This is a genomic window from Vibrio sp. ZOR0018 (genome assembly GCF_963865925.1).
Taxonomy (GTDB): Bacteria; Pseudomonadota; Gammaproteobacteria; order Enterobacterales; family Vibrionaceae; genus Vibrio; species Vibrio anguillarum.
Genome location: NZ_CAWMCN010000035.1, coordinates 740 through 1,053, shown reverse-complemented (window position 1 = coordinate 1,053; position 314 = coordinate 740).

Here is a 314-nt window from a genome sequence, read left to right as displayed (position 1 = left end):
CGGCAAATGAGCATTTTTACCCTCAAATTCGTGGTCAACTCAAACCGTAAAACAGGCAAAGTTCTTTGCTTGCCTCAATCATTTTTAGCGTTGGCTTGCTGCCAATTCAGCGGGCGAAAAATGTGGAAAGGACAATGTTATCGCGCATTTTGTACTTGCTGAAGTTTTCGCTCGTTGAGTTTTCCTGACACAAAAGCTTGGTTTGTTGCTGAAAGGTGGACTTTGTTTTGGCGGCTCATTTATCATAGTTCTTGCTTGGGTTGATTCTTGAATCACTCAACCATTGCGATTGTGGTTTTTGGTCGTGTAAAGTT